Source organism: Burkholderia sola, from assembly GCF_905400185.1.
Taxonomy (GTDB): Bacteria; Pseudomonadota; Gammaproteobacteria; order Burkholderiales; family Burkholderiaceae; genus Burkholderia; species Burkholderia sola.
Map to the genome: position 1 here is coordinate 2,631,908 of NZ_FR989676.1, position 12,719 is coordinate 2,644,626.

A 12,719-nucleotide genomic window follows, 5' to 3' on the forward strand; every position below is an offset into this window, starting at 1 on the left:
ACGCCCGGCCCTGCTTTTTTCGAGGAAAACCATGCAACTCACAGGTCAGCTCCTGATCGGCCAGTCGGCCGTCGCCGGACAGAACGGCACCCTCCACGCGCTCGCCGCCGCCACCGGCGAGCCGCTCGAACCGGCCTTCGGCGGCGCGAGCCTGCACGATCTGGAAACGGCGTGCGCACTCGCCGACGACGCGTTCGACACCTATCGCGAGACGTCGCTCGAAGCACGCGCCGCGTTCCTCGACGCGATCGGCCGCCACATCATCGCGCTCGGCGACGACCTGATCGAGCGCTGCATCGTCGAAACGGGACTGCCGCGCGCGCGCATCGAGGGCGAACGCGGCCGTACGGTCGGCCAGCTCGCGCTGTTCGCGTCGCTCGTGCGGGACGGCGGCTTTCTCGACGCGCGGATCGACCCGGCACGCCCCGAGCGCAAGCCGCTGCCGCGCGTCGACCTGCGGCTGCGCAACGTTGCGCTCGGGCCCGTCGCCGTGTTCGGCGCGTCGAACTTCCCGCTCGCGTTCTCGGTGGCCGGCGGCGACACGGCGTCGGCGCTGGCGGCCGGCTGCCCGGTGATCGTCAAGGCGCATTCCGCGCATCCGGGCACGTCGGAGCTCGTCGGCCGCGCGATCCAGCAGGCCGCGCGCGAATGCGGGATGCCGGCCGGCGTGTTCTCGCTGCTGTTCGACGCATCGCGCGAGATCGGCCAGGCGCTCGTCGCCGATCCGCGCATCAAGGCCGTCGGCTTCACCGGCTCGCGCCGTGGCGGCGTGGCGCTGATGCATATCGCTGCGGCGCGAGCCGAACCGATTCCGGTCTATGCGGAAATGAGCTCGATCAACCCGGTGCTGCTGTTTCCGGCCGCGCTCGATGCGCGTCACGACACCATCGCATCGCAGTTCGTCGCGTCGCTCACGCTCGGCGCCGGGCAGTTCTGCACGAATCCGGGCCTCGTGCTCGCGGTCGACGGCCCCGCGCTGCGCGCGTTCGAAGCCGCAGCGGCCGATGCCGTGCGCGCCGTCGCCGCGCAAACGATGCTGACACCGGCCATCCACGCGAGCTATGCGCAAGGCGTCGCGGCGCTGCGCGATCACTCGGCCGTCGAACGGCTGGCCGAAGGCGTCGAAGGCGGCCGCCATCAGGCCCGCGCGGCGCTGTTCGCGACCTCCGCCGACGCGTTCATCGCGCACCCCGAACTGCGCGACGAAGTGTTCGGCCCCGCGTCGCTGATCGTGCGCTGCGCGGACGCCGACACGCTGCATCGCGTGCTGAAATCGCTCGAAGGCCAGTTGACGATCGCCGCGCATCTCGCCGACGGCGACGCGGCGCTGTTCGCCGCGCTGCGCCCGACGCTCGAACGCAAGGCCGGCCGCATTCTCGTCAACGGCTTCGGCACGGGCGTCGAAGTCGGCCATGCGATGGTGCACGGCGGCCCGTTCCCGGCGACGTCCGACACGCGCACGACGTCGGTCGGCGCACGCGCGATCGAGCGCTTCCTGCGCCCCGTGTCGTACCAGGACGTGCCGGACGCGCTGCTGCCGGACGCGCTCCGCAGCAGCAATCCGCTGCACGTGCCGCAACGCATCGACGGCGTGCCCGCCCCGCGCGAGGTGAACCATGGCTGAGCGCACCGCCGAAGTCGTGCTGTCGCTCGACGAAGTCCACGCGCTCGCGCTGCGCGTGCTGACGCACAACGGGATGTCCGACGCGCATGCGCGCGCCATCGCCAACGTGATCACGCAGGGCCAGCGCGACGAATGCCATTCGCACGGCGTGTACCGGCTGCTCGTCTGCGTGCGGTCGCTGAAGAAAGGCAAGGTCGATCCGCAGGCCGTGCCGACGTTGCGCCGGCTGTCGTCGTCGGTCGTCGCGGTCGACGCGCATCGCGGCTTCTCGCTGCTGAGCTTCGAGACCGGGCTGCCCGTGCTGGTCGAGATGGCGAAGCAGCACGGCATCGCCGCGATGGCGATCAACCACTGCTATCACTTCTCCGCGCTGTGGCCGGAGGTCGAGGCGATCGCCGCCGAAGGGCTGGTCGGCATCGCGATGAACCCGAGCCATAGCTGGGTGGCGCCGGAAGGCGGCCGCGAGCCCGTGTTCGGCACCAACCCGATCGCGTTCGCGTGGCCGCGCCCGGGCGGCGAGCCGTTCGTGTTCGATTTCGCGACGAGCGCGATCGCGCGCGGCGACATTGAGCTGCACGCGAAACAGGGCAAGGCGATTCCGGCGCACTGGGCGATCGACGCGGACGGCCAGCCGACCACCGACCCGAAGGCCGCGCTGCAAGGCGCGATGCGCACGTTCGGCGGCCACAAGGGGTCGGCGCTCGCGGCGATGGTCGAGCTGCTCGGCGGCGCGCTGATCGGCGACATGACGAGCCGGGAATCGATGGACTTCGACGAAGGCGTCGGCGCGACGCCGTGCCACGGCGAACTCGTGATCGCGTTCGATCCGAACGTGTTTCTCGGCGACGATCTCGACGCGGGGCTCGCGCGCGGCGAGCGGATGTTCGAATCGATCGTCGCGCAGGGCGCGCGGCTGCCGTCGCAACGGCGCTTCGACGCCCGCGCGCGCAGCATCGCGAATGGGGTGCGGATTCCGAAGCCGCTGTACGACGAGATCCTGACGTTGCTCGATTGATGCGCGATCGAGCGGCGCGGCTTCATCGTCGGCGGAACGGGCGACGGAGCCGCCGCCCGGTTGCGCCGGCGATGGCCTGCGTCGGGCTTCGTGTTTGCCGGGTCTGGTAGGACTCGCGCAGTCGGCGCAGTCGGCCGCTGTCCGCTGCACCGCCCGCGCCGCCCGCTCCCGCCGGCGCCGCCCGCCCGGCGGCTGTGGGATAATCGCGGAGTTTGCCCAGGGCGCAGCTCAAGAGGTTGTTCGCACGGGCGCGAGAGAGGCCTTTATTCCCCGAGCCTCCACCCTTTTCCCGCGATATTTCTTCAGCCATCACCATGCCCACTTACCGTTCCAAAACCTCCACCGCCGGCCGCAACATGGCAGGTGCGCGCTCGCTGTGGCGCGCCACCGGCATGAAAGACGACGATTTCTCGAAACCGATCGTCGCGGTCGTCAACTCGTTCACGCAATTCGTGCCCGGGCACGTGCACCTGAAGGATCTCGGCCAGCTCGTCGCGCGCGAGATCGAAGCCGCGGGCGGCGTCGCGAAGGAATTCAACACGATCGCGGTCGACGACGGCATCGCGATGGGCCACGACGGCATGCTCTATTCGCTGCCGAGCCGCGACATCATCGCCGACTCGGTCGAATACATGGTGAACGCGCACTGCGCGGACGCGATGGTGTGCATCTCGAACTGCGACAAGATCACGCCGGGGATGCTGATGGCCGCGATGCGCCTGAACATTCCGGTGATCTTCGTGTCGGGCGGCCCGATGGAAGCCGGCAAGACGCGCCTCGCGAACCCGGTCACCAAGGCCATCGAACTGAAGAAGCTCGACCTCGTCGACGCGATGGTGATCGCGGCCGACCAGTCGTATTCGGACGCCGACGTCGCCGAAGTCGAACGCTCGGCGTGCCCGACCTGCGGTTCGTGCTCGGGCATGTTCACCGCGAACTCGATGAACTGCCTGACCGAAGCGCTCGGCCTGTCGCTGCCCGGCAACGGCACGGTGGTCGCCACGCACGCCGACCGCGAACAACTGTTCAAGCGCGCCGGCCGCCGCATCGTCGAACTGACGCGCCAGCACTACGAGCAGGACGACGAACGCGTGCTGCCGCGCGCGGTCGGCTTCAAGGCGTTCGAGAACGCGATGACGCTCGACATCGCGATGGGCGGCTCGACCAACACGATCCTGCACTTGCTCGCGATCGCGCGGGAAGCCGGCATCGACTTCACGATGAAGGACATCGACCGGCTGTCGCGCATCGTGCCGCAGCTGTGCAAGGTCGCGCCGAACACGAACAAGTACCACATCGAGGACGTGCACCGCGCAGGCGGCATCATGGCGATCCTCGGCGAACTCGACCGCGCCGGCAAGCTGCACACCGACGTGCCGACCGTGCACGCGCCGACGCTGAAGGATGCGCTCGACCAGTGGGACATCGTCCGCACGCAGGACGAAGCGGTCCGCACGTTCTACCAGGCCGGCCCGGCCGGGATTCCGACGCAAGTCGCGTTCAGCCAGAACACGCGCTGGCCGAGCCTCGACCTCGACCGCGCCGAAGGCTGCATCCGCTCGTACGAGCATGCGTTCTCGAAGGAAGGCGGCCTCGCGGTGCTGACGGGCAACATCGCGCTCGACGGCTGCGTGGTGAAGACGGCCGGCGTCGACGAGAGCATCCTCGTGTTCGAAGGCTCGGCGCACGTGACCGAATCGCAGGACGAAGCGGTCGAGAACATCCTGAACGACAAGGTCAAGGCCGGCGACGTGGTGATCGTGCGCTACGAAGGCCCGAAGGGCGGCCCGGGCATGCAGGAAATGCTCTACCCGACCAGCTACATCAAGTCGAAGGGGCTCGGCAAGGCGTGCGCGCTGCTGACGGACGGCCGTTTCTCGGGCGGTACGTCGGGTTTGTCGATCGGCCATTGCTCGCCGGAAGCGGCAGCGGGCGGCGCGATCGGCCTCGTGCGCGACGGCGACCGGATCCGCATCGACATTCCGAACCGCACGATCGACGTGCTGGTATCGGACGAGGAACTGGCGCGCCGCCGCGAGGAGCAGAACGCGAAGGGCTGGAAGCCCGCGCAGTCGCGTCCGCGCAAGGTGTCCGCGGCGCTGAAGGCCTACGCGAAGCTGGTCATGTCGGCCGACAAGGGCGCGGTGCGCGATCTGTCGTTGCTCGACGACTGACGCAGCGGGCTGCGAGCGACCGGTAGCGCGTGACCTCGCCCCCGCTTGCCTGATCCCGAAGCCGCTCTCCGGAGCGGCTTTTTTTCGTCCGGTGCCGGAGCACCCGCGGCACCGGCGCGGTCAGTGCCGGCGTTCGTCCGGGCCGCCGCCACCGCCGCCGCGGTTACCGCCACCGTTTCCGCCGCCCTGCGGCTGCGCATAACCGCCACCACCTCCGGCTCCCTGCCGCACCGGCGGCGGCATCGTGCGGGCCTCGCCGCCCGGCGCGGGCGGCGGCCGGAGCACGGCCGGCGGCGGGCCGGCCGGACGCGCGTTGCCCGCTCCGCCCGGCATCGGCGTTGGCGCCGGGCTCGCCGGACGCGCATTGCCCACCCCACCCGGCATCGGCGTTGGCGCGGGCGCCGGGCTCGCCGGACGCGCATTGCCCATCCCGCCCGGCATCGGCGTTGGCGCGGCCGGCGCCGGCATCCGGTTCGCACCGTTCCAGCCGCCGCGCGTCGCCGACGGCCGCGTGTCATGCACGGGCGGCGGGCCGCCCGGCGCGACCTGCATCGGCGCGCCCGGTTGCGGACGCCCTTGCGCCGGCGGCATGCCTCCGGGGCCGAGCCTCGGCTCCGGACGGCGCGCCCAGCGGTCGCGGTCCGGATACCACGGGCGGTGCCGGTAATAACGATCCCAGTACGCGCCGATCGCGAATCCGGTCACCGGCACGCCGATGATCGCGCCGTACTCGAGCAACGGCACGTAGCTGCCTTGATACGGATAGTCGAGCAGTTGCGCATCGATCCAGCCGCGCACGCCCGGCAGCGCGACGTCGCACCACGTGTAGTCGCTCAGGCAGCCGAATACGCCCAGCGCGGTGCCGGGCGGAATCTGCGCGACCACCGGGTAATCGGGCGCCGGCCCCGCATACAGCTCGGCCGGCGAATTCGTGTAAGCGCTGCTCTGCGCATCGGCGACGCCCGGCGCGGCCGCGAGGCCAGCCAGGACGATGCACAGACTTCGGACAATCGTGTTCCTCATGATGCTCTCCCGCGCCGCCGCGCGCCGGTCAGTGCCGATGGCCGCCACCCCAGTGACCGCCACCCCAATGCCCGCCGCCCCACGGACGATGCCAGTACCCGCCGCGCCCGCCCCAGTATCCGCCGCCCCAGCGGCCCCAGAAGCCGATCGTCACGGGCGGCCCGTACCAGCCGGAGTAGTACGCCGGGTAGTAATACGGATACGGTGGCGGCACGTAGGCCGGGGCGACGTACATGGGCACCGCCGTGCCGGCGTCGACCTGCGCCTGCGGCACGGTCGACGCGGCCGGACCGGACGCAGCCGGTGCGGCCAGGATCTCGCGCTGCGTCACCGTGGCGGGCACCGGCGCGTAATAAGGTGCATAACCGTACGGGCTCGTGTAGTAGCAGCCGCCCAGCGTCAATGCGGCCAGCGCGACGACGGCGGGCCTCGCGGCGGAAATCGGGTTCATCTCGTACTCCGGCAGAATCCGCGCGCCGCCGCCGGGCGCGCGCCTGACTCTAGCTTACGTCCCCTGCAGATTTCCGCGCGTATGATCGGTTACTTTTTGTTTCCTGCGCCGGACGGCCGCGCGGGCACGCCGCGTGCTGGCCCGTCCGCGGCGCCGGCGTTGAAGTTGGCGCAAATGCCCTCAACTTGGACGATGTCGGGCTGACCGGCGCGGACGGGCGTCCGCGGTCCACCGGCAACCGCAAACCGGCGAGCTTCGGCCCGCCCTGACAGGAACGCGGCTCGCGCCGCCATCGACATGACTACGCCACGCCCCACTCCCCGGGCGGACACACCGCTCGATCCGATCATCCAGCTGCTGGCCCTTGCCGGCGAGCAGGGTTATCTGACGCACGCCGACCTCGTCGACGCGCTGCCGCCCCAAAGCGACAGCCCCGACGCGCTCGAGGTCGTGCGCGCCGCGCTGGCCGACATCGGCATCGCGGTACTCGACGAGCCGGCCGTGCCTGCACCGTTCGCCGGCGCGGCGCCGGTCGAGGTCGATCGCGACGCGCTCGACGAAGGCCGCGCCATGCTCGGCGACCTCGCGCGCGGCACGAGCGCGTCGACCGATCCGCTCGCGCTGTACATGCGGCGCATGCACGCGGTGCCGCTGCTCACGCGCGAAGGCGAAATCGTGCTCGCCCGCGAGATCGAGACGGGCCGCCATCAGATACTGCATGCGATTGCCGGCTATCCGCCCGCGGTCGACGCGCTGCTCGAGCGCCATCGCGCGACGGGTGCAACCGGATCGCCCGATGAAGAGGATCGCGAAACGTCCGCGCCCGCCCGCTACGACGCGCTGCACGCAGCGGTGTCGGCATTGCGCGACGCGTTGCATACGCATGGCAGCCGTTCGGCCGACTACCGTGACGCGCGCAACCACGTGGCGACCCTGCTGGGTTCGCTCGCGTGGGTCGCGCCGGCCGTCGACGACGCAAGTCGTGCCGTGCGCGCACTCGCCACCGCCCGCGATGATCCGTCGGCGACCGACGCCGCGGGCTTCGACGCGGTCGCGCGGCGCGCCCTCGCAGCCGCGCTGAGCGACGGCCAGCAGAAGGTCCGCGACGCGACGCGTGCGATGCTCGAGGCGAACCTGCGGCTCGTGCTGTCGATCGCGCGCAAGTACCTGAACCGCGGCGTCGACCTGTCCGACCTCGTGCAGGACGGTTGCCTCGGCCTGATGCGCGCGATCGAGAAATTCGAATACCGGCGCGGGTTCAAGTTCTCGACCTATGCGACCTGGTGGATTCGCCAGGCGATCGCGCGCGCGGTCGCGGATCGTTCGCGCACGATCCGCGTGCCGGTGCACGTCGGCGACCAGTACCAGCGCGTGCAGCGGCATGCGCTGCGCTTTCGGCAGCGCACCGGCCGGCGGGCCACGCCGGCCGAGCTCGCGGCCGAAACCGGCCTCGACGAAGGCAAGCTGCGCGCGGTGCTCGCACTCCCCGCCGAGCCGGTCTCGCTCGACACGCCGCTGCCCGACGCGGACACCGGCCTCGTGGAGCTGATCGAGGATCAGGCATCGGCCAGCCCGTTCGAGCAACTGGCCGACACGCGCATGCGCGAATGCGTACGGGCGCTGCTGCGTTCGGTCACGCCGACCGAGGCCGACGTGCTGCGCCGGCGGTTCGGCCTCGGCGGCGCCGAGCCCGACACCTACGACGCGATCGCGCAGGATGCGGGGATGTCGCGGGAGCGCGTGCGGCAGATCGAGAAACGGGCGCTCGCCGCGCTGCGTACGGCCGCCGAGGCCGAGAACGCGCAGTCGTTTCTCGACGCGTAACCGCATCGCGCGCGGCGCACGGTCATGCCGCACTCCGGCACGACCGTGCGCCGCGCGCCTGTGTTACGTTTGCCATTGACGCGCATCAAGTTTTCTTCATCGCGCGTCGCGACAATGGTTGACAGCCGACCGGCGCGTCGCTCGCCGCGTCCATTCCGTTTGTGCTTTCCGGGTCTCTTGCCATGCAGTCGACCGTCAGCCAGACGTACGAGGAAAACCGGACTGTCGCGGCCTGCCTGCGCGAGGCCTCGCAGTGGCTCGTCGACCAGGGCGCGAACCCGTATCGGGTCGCCGCGTACCGCGCGGCGGCCGATACGGTCGGCGCGCTCGACCGCGACATTCGAGGCGTGTTCGAAACCGGCGGCGTCGAGGCGCTCGGCGCGCTGCCCGACATCGGCGCGGGCGTCGCGCAGGCGATCGCCGAGTTGCTGGTCACGGGACGTTGGCGCCAGCTCGACCGCTTGCGCGGCGACGCGGAACGCGCGTCCGCCTTCGAAGCGGTGCCGGGCATCGGCCACGCGCTCGCGCTGCGCATTCACGACGCACTGCACATCGACACGCTGGAGGAGCTCGAACGCGCGGCCCGCAACGGCCAGCTCGAAACGATCGCGGGCGTCGGCCCGCGACGCGCGGTCGGCATCCGCGCCGCGCTCGACGACGTGCTGAGCCGCCGCCGGCGCTGGCAAGGCCATATGCGACATGCCGGCCCCGGCACGGAGCCGCCCGTCGAACTGCTGCTTTACATCGATCGCCAGTACCGCAACAAGGCGGCCGCTGGCGTGCTGCCGACGCTCGCGCACCGGCGCCTGAACGCGGACGGTTACGTGCCGCCGCCCGTGATGCACATGACCAAGGGCGGCTGGCATTTCACGGTGCTGAGCCAGCATGCGGCCATGCGCACGCCGGAAGCCGGGCGCCCGACCGACTGGGTGTCGCTCTACTTCTACGACGCCGTGCAGTGCGAGCACCAGCGCACCGTGTTCACCGGAACGTACGGCGCGCTTGCCGGCAAGCGGATCGTGCGCGGGCGCGAGATGGAATGCCGCGTGTATTACGCAGGGTGATGCAGGCGTCGGCGGTTTCGCTGATGTCGAAGGCGGCACAGGCCGCGTCGCCTTTTCGCGATTCGACGGGTCGAACCCGTTACGTCGCCACGTAGCCTCTCCTGCCGCACCGCTACCGCACCGCCCGCTTCGCGCAGGCTCGCCGCCTACGCACCTTCCGCCTTCGCGCGGCGCGCCGGATGACGATGCACGGCAATGCGCAGCAGCTTCTGGAACGACGGGCATTCGAGATGGTTCGCGGCCGGGCACACGGCCGCATGCCGCAGCGCGTCGCGTACCGCGCCGAGACGGCGGATCGTGCGATCGAGCTCGTCGGCCTTGCCGTCGAGCTTCGCGCGGTCGATCGCGGGCCGGCCCTCCGCGCCGACCATCGCGAGGATGTCGTCGAGCGAGAACCCGGCCTCCCGCCCGAGCGCGATCAGCGCCAGGCGCTCCAGCACCGACTCGTCGTATTGCCGCCGCAGCCCGTGCCGGCCGATCGGAACGATCAGTCCCTTTTCCTCGTAGTAGCGCAGCGTCGACGCGGGCAATCCCGTGCGCCGCGCGACGTCTGCAATGTCCAGTCGGCTCATGCTTGACCTCAAGTTAACTTGAAGTTGCAAGATAGTCGCCCGACTCCACGAAGACAAGCCCCAACCGTCATGAAACCGTTGAAACCGCGTCGTATTCCGCTGTACCGCATCGCCATCACCGCCCGCTGTGGAGGGGCGCGATGAGCACGCCCGATGCCCTCCTCAAACTGCTGTTGATCGGCGCGGGCGCCACGCTCGTGATGGATCTGTGGACGCTGTTCCGGCGGCGTGCGTTCGGCATTCCGTCGCTCGACTACGCGCTGGTCGGCCGTTGGCTCGGCCACATGACGCACGGCCGGTTCCGGCATGCGTCGATCGTCGCCGCCGCGCCCGTGCCCGGCGAACGCGTGCTCGGATGGGTCGCGCATTACGCGATCGGCATCGCGTTCGCGGCACTGCCCGTGCTGATCGCCGGCCCGGCGTGGATCGACGCGCCGACGCTGCTCCCCGCCCTCGTGGCAGGGCTCGCGAGCGTGGCCGCGCCGTTCTTCGTGATGCATCCGGCGTTCGGTTTCGGCATGGCGGCGTCGCGCACGCCGCGGCCGGGCGTCGCGCGCCGGCGCAGCCTCGTCACGCATCTGTCGTACGGCGCGGGGCTCTACCTTGCGGCGTACACGCTCGCGGCGCTGGCCGGTTGACCCGCGCGCCGGCGTACCGAGCCGCACCAGCGTACCGCGCTCGTCGGGCGTGAAGCCGCGCAGCCCGTCATCGGCGGCGGTATCGCCCACCTCCAGCATCTGCGGAAAGATCTCGCGCGTCGCGACGTTGCTGATGATCCCGCTGTTGCTGCTGATCCGCCCGCCGCAGAAAGCGGCGAGCGTCGACGTCGCGCATGCGGCGATGGATTGACGGGCCCGCCTGCGCCCGTCCCAAGCCCCGTCAGGCCTTCATCGACCCGGTGCGCACGTAGCGCTCGTGCCACGACAGCGCTTCGGCGAGCAGATGCGGCGTGTGCTTGCCGAAGCTCTCGCGCGACGCGCGCTCGAAGTAGTCCTCGAGCATCGGCCGGTAGTCCGGGTGCGCGCAGGTCGCGATGATCTTGCGCGCGCGCTGCTTCGGCGACAGGCCGCGCAGGTCGGCCAGCCCCTGTTCGGTGACGACGACCGCGACGTCGTGCTCGGTATGGTCGACGTGGCTCGCCATCGGCACGATCCGCGAGATCGCGCCGCCCTTCGCAGTACTCGCCGACATGAAGCACGACAGGTAGCCGTTGCGCGCGAAGTCGCCCGAGCCGCCGATGCCGTTCTGGATCTTCGTGCCCATCACGTGCGTGGAATTCACGTTGCCGTAGATGTCGGCCTCGATCATCCCGTTCATCGCGATGCAGCCGAGCCGGCGCACGAGTTCCGGATGGTTGCTGATCTCCTGCGGGCGCAGCACGATCTTCTCGCGGAACGTCGCGATTTCGTCGGCGAAACGCTGCACGGCGGCGGGGCTCAGCGACAGCGCGGTGGCCGACGCGAAGCTCAGCGTGCCGTCGTCGAGCAGGTCGAGCATGCCGTCCTGGATCACCTCGGTGTAGGCGGTCAGGTTCGAGAAGCCGGCCGAGCTGAGTTCCGCGAGCACCGCGTTCGTGATGTTGCCGACGCCCGACTGCAGCGGCAGCAGGTTTTCCGGCAGGCGGCCGCGCTTCACTTCGTGACGCAGGAAGTCGATCAGCTGCAGCGCGATCTGCTTGGACGTCGCATCCGGCGCGGAGAATGCATTGCTGCGATCGGGCGCGTCGGTCTCGACGATCGCGACGATCTTGTCGGCCGGGCAGCACAGGTACGGCTCGCCGATCCGGTCGTCGCTCTTCGTCAGCGGAATCGGCTTGCGGTGCGGCGGCAGCGCGGTGCCGTAATAGATGTCGTGCATCCCGTCGAGGCCGAGCGGCTGCCGCGCATTCACTTCGAGGATCACATGCTTCGCGCGCTCGAGCCAGGTCTTGTTGTTGCCGATCGACGCGGACGGAATCAGCAGCCCGTCCTCGCGGATGCCCGCGACTTCGACGATCGCGACGTCGAGATCGCCGTACAGCCCGAACCATGCGTATTGCGCGACGTGGCTCAGGTGGACGTCCTGGTAATCGACTTCGCCGCCGTTGATCTTGTCGCGCAGCGTGGGGTCGGACTGGTACGGCAGCCGCATCGAGATGCCGTTCGTGCGGGCGAGCGCGCCGTCGAGTTCCGGTGCGGTCGATGCGCCCGTCAGCACGTTGATCCGGAAGTCCTCGCCGCGCGCGTGCGCCGCGTCAATGTGGGCGGCCAGCGCGGCCGGCACGGCCTTCGGATAGCCCGACCCGGTGAAGCCGCTCATGGCGACGGTCATGCCGGGGCGGATCAGCGCGGCGGCTTCGTCGGCGGTGCGGACGAGCGAACGCAGGGCGGGAGCGAGGATGCGTGAAGAAGACATGGCTGGTTATCTGACGCTTGGGTCTGTCGTTGACGTCGCGGGGGGTGTCTCCTGAGCGACGCGAAGCCCTTGGGGCCGCGAGGGGCGGCCCGGCACCACAGGCACGGTCGGAGTATCGCAGAGGCGATCGCCGCGAAATGTCCGCTGGATGCAAAAGATCCTTGCCGGATTTGCCGGGTATCGAACGACCGTTCTGTGACAGGCGATCCGCCCGCGCCGGACACCCACGAAAGGTGCACGAAAGCATCGGGCGAATCGCCGGTTCGCGATCGCCGGCCGTCGCGCGTCGATCGACCGGTCTGTTCGGCTCGGTCATCGCCGCGACCCGTCCGGCGCGGCCGATTGTCGCCCGATGCGGTTTTTCCGGCGCTGACGGAGATCAAGGTCGCATGGGCTGCGCGACACCGGCCGGGCGGCGCGAAAAACACCGCCTCGCCGGCCTGCGAGGCCCGTCCGGCCTTGACAGCCGCGCGACGCGAACCACACTGGAAGACGGGTCCGGCCGCCCGGTCGGCCGCGTCGTTCGCGGGTGCGTTTTTGAACCGGCCGATGCCTGCAAGACGCGGTAACACTCCCGC

General features: G+C 70.2%; 11 protein-coding genes and 2 pseudogenes. 8 read left to right on the forward strand and 5 right to left on the reverse strand.

Features of this window, described 5'->3' with window-relative positions; translation table 11 throughout:
* Positions 1–31 precede the first annotated feature (31 nt).
* The 3 genes from KR541_RS28180 to ilvD all read left to right on the forward strand — a co-directional run bounded on the left by KR541_RS28180 (position 32) and on the right by ilvD (position 4,813).
* Complete coding sequence (locus KR541_RS28180; RefSeq protein ID WP_124638535.1) at positions 32–1,624, forward strand: aldehyde dehydrogenase (NADP(+)); 1,593 nt, start codon at positions 32–34, stop codon at positions 1,622–1,624.
* Positions 1,617–2,639 (forward strand): Ldh family oxidoreductase, encoded by a 1,023-nt coding sequence (locus KR541_RS28185; RefSeq protein WP_050010782.1) that lies wholly within the window; start codon positions 1,617–1,619, stop codon positions 2,637–2,639. Before KR541_RS28180 ends, KR541_RS28185 begins: the two co-directional genes overlap by 8 nt.
* 314 nt (positions 2,640–2,953) lie before the next feature.
* Positions 2,954–4,813: a dihydroxy-acid dehydratase gene (gene ilvD / locus KR541_RS28190; protein WP_050010780.1), complete on the forward strand. Its 1,860-nt coding sequence runs from the start codon at positions 2,954–2,956 to the stop codon at positions 4,811–4,813.
* A 120-nt stretch (positions 4,814–4,933) separates the two neighbouring features.
* Here ilvD and KR541_RS28195 read toward each other — a convergent pair whose 3' ends face one another.
* Positions 4,934–5,836, reverse strand: a complete 903-nt coding sequence (locus KR541_RS28195) for an SH3 domain-containing protein (RefSeq protein ID WP_050011077.1) — start codon at positions 5,834–5,836, stop codon at positions 4,934–4,936.
* A gap of 28 nt (positions 5,837–5,864) precedes the next feature.
* Positions 5,865–6,287: a hypothetical protein gene (locus KR541_RS28200; protein WP_050010778.1), complete on the reverse strand. Its 423-nt coding sequence runs from the start codon at positions 6,285–6,287 to the stop codon at positions 5,865–5,867.
* A 297-nt stretch (positions 6,288–6,584) separates the two neighbouring features.
* Here KR541_RS28200 and KR541_RS28205 point away from each other — a divergent pair, with 297 nt between their 5' ends.
* The gene (locus tag KR541_RS28205; protein ID WP_050010776.1) at positions 6,585–8,111 is read left to right on the forward strand and encodes a sigma-70 family RNA polymerase sigma factor; all 1,527 of its coding nucleotides are present in this window, start codon (positions 6,585–6,587) and stop codon (positions 8,109–8,111) included.
* Positions 8,112–8,293: 182 nt separating this feature from the next.
* A complete protein-coding gene (locus KR541_RS28210; RefSeq protein ID WP_050010774.1) occupies positions 8,294–9,175 on the forward strand; it encodes a helix-hairpin-helix domain-containing protein in 882 nt (293 codons plus the stop codon).
* Between the two features lie 146 nt (positions 9,176–9,321).
* On the opposite strand, the gene KR541_RS28215 is transcribed toward KR541_RS28210, so the two are convergent.
* On the reverse strand, positions 9,322–9,747 hold the full coding sequence (locus KR541_RS28215) for a helix-turn-helix domain-containing protein (protein WP_216089939.1): 426 nt from the start codon (positions 9,745–9,747) through the stop codon (positions 9,322–9,324).
* A gap of 140 nt (positions 9,748–9,887) precedes the next feature.
* Between KR541_RS28215 and KR541_RS28220 the strand changes: the two genes are divergently transcribed.
* A complete protein-coding gene (locus tag KR541_RS28220) occupies positions 9,888–10,385 on the forward strand; it encodes a DUF2938 domain-containing protein (RefSeq protein ID WP_124630329.1) in 498 nt (165 codons plus the stop codon).
* An 18-nt stretch (positions 10,386–10,403) separates the two neighbouring features.
* On the opposite strand, the pseudogene KR541_RS37080 reads toward KR541_RS28220, so the two are convergent.
* Positions 10,404–10,505, reverse strand: a pseudogene (locus tag KR541_RS37080) (MarR family transcriptional regulator); the annotation flags it as partial.
* Here KR541_RS37080 and KR541_RS28225 point away from each other — a divergent pair.
* Positions 10,492–10,596 (forward strand): annotated as a pseudogene (locus tag KR541_RS28225) (multidrug transporter); the annotation flags it as partial. The pseudogenes KR541_RS37080 and KR541_RS28225 sit on opposite strands and share 14 nt — an antisense overlap.
* A 30-nt stretch (positions 10,597–10,626) precedes the next feature.
* Here KR541_RS28225 and scpC read toward each other — a convergent pair.
* Positions 10,627–12,141 (reverse strand): succinyl-CoA:acetate CoA-transferase ScpC, encoded by a 1,515-nt coding sequence (gene scpC, locus KR541_RS28230; RefSeq protein ID WP_124630330.1) that lies wholly within the window; start codon positions 12,139–12,141, stop codon positions 10,627–10,629.
* A 233-nt stretch (positions 12,142–12,374) separates the two neighbouring features.
* On the opposite strand from scpC, the gene KR541_RS28235 reads away from it, so the two are divergent.
* Entirely contained in the window at positions 12,375–12,710 is a 336-nt protein-coding gene (locus tag KR541_RS28235; protein ID WP_252996689.1) for a hypothetical protein, read from the forward strand.
* Positions 12,711–12,719: the final 9 nt, after the last annotated feature.

What these genes read in the sequence shown, in the direction of transcription:
- KR541_RS28220 (WP_124630329.1), top strand. Translation starts at nt 9,888, where the DNA reads ATGAGCACGCCCGATGCCCTCCTCAAACTGCTGTTGATCGGCGCGGGC.
- scpC (WP_124630330.1), bottom strand. Translation starts at nt 12,141, where the DNA reads ATGTCTTCTTCACGCATCCTCGCTCCCGCCCTGCGTTCGCTCGTCCGC.
- KR541_RS28195 (WP_050011077.1), bottom strand. Translation starts at nt 5,836, where the DNA reads ATGAGGAACACGATTGTCCGAAGTCTGTGCATCGTCCTGGCTGGCCTC.
- KR541_RS28205 (WP_050010776.1), top strand. Translation starts at nt 6,585, where the DNA reads ATGACTACGCCACGCCCCACTCCCCGGGCGGACACACCGCTCGATCCG.
- KR541_RS28215 (WP_216089939.1), bottom strand. Translation starts at nt 9,747, where the DNA reads ATGAGCCGACTGGACATTGCAGACGTCGCGCGGCGCACGGGATTGCCC.
- ilvD (WP_050010780.1), top strand. Translation starts at nt 2,954, where the DNA reads ATGCCCACTTACCGTTCCAAAACCTCCACCGCCGGCCGCAACATGGCA.
- KR541_RS28200 (WP_050010778.1), bottom strand. Translation starts at nt 6,287, where the DNA reads ATGAACCCGATTTCCGCCGCGAGGCCCGCCGTCGTCGCGCTGGCCGCA.
- KR541_RS28185 (WP_050010782.1), top strand. Translation starts at nt 1,617, where the DNA reads ATGGCTGAGCGCACCGCCGAAGTCGTGCTGTCGCTCGACGAAGTCCAC.
- KR541_RS28210 (WP_050010774.1), top strand. Translation starts at nt 8,294, where the DNA reads ATGCAGTCGACCGTCAGCCAGACGTACGAGGAAAACCGGACTGTCGCG.
- KR541_RS28180 (WP_124638535.1), top strand. Translation starts at nt 32, where the DNA reads ATGCAACTCACAGGTCAGCTCCTGATCGGCCAGTCGGCCGTCGCCGGA.